Genomic DNA, 463 nt, shown 5'->3' with positions numbered 1-463 from the left:
TTCTCGATGTAATCAAGAAAGGGTTTGAAGGTGCGTGTATCTGTTGGATTTGGGAAACTATCGTAAGCGAGCGTAAATTGCCCTTCTGTCGCAATCTGCACATTGTAACCTGGCTTCAGTTGACCGTTCTTCATATAATCGTCTTTCATTCGCATAAACGTGGCATCATGGTCTGTCTTTGAGTAACTGTTGCGTTCTCCAAACACTTCCATGTCGTTTTGATATTTTTGTTTGCGTGCGGCAAAGTCCTTGAACTTTTTAAGAGATTGTTTTGGTTGTTTACGCTCTGAGCGAAGGTGTTTCCTTTCGCTTACATCCTCACTTGCCTCAATCTTATCATTCAACTCATCGACTTTTTCTTCCAACTTTTCAGCTATGAAAGAAAGCTCTTCGGTGGAAAGTTCGTCCGAGCTTTCTTGTTCAATCTCAGGTATAATTTCGTCTTTCAATAATTCATTGTATA

General features: G+C 40.2%; 1 pseudogene. It reads right to left on the bottom strand.

From position 1 onward, the window contains the following. Positions 1–463, bottom strand: a pseudogene (locus tag N782_RS20490) (IS5/IS1182 family transposase); the annotation flags it as partial.

The organism is Pontibacillus yanchengensis Y32 (assembly GCF_000770635.1).
Taxonomy (GTDB): Bacteria; Bacillota; Bacilli; order Bacillales; family BH030062; genus Pontibacillus; species Pontibacillus yanchengensis.
The sequence above is the reverse complement of the archived record's forward strand: the minus strand, read 5'-3'. Positions and strand labels throughout refer to the sequence as shown.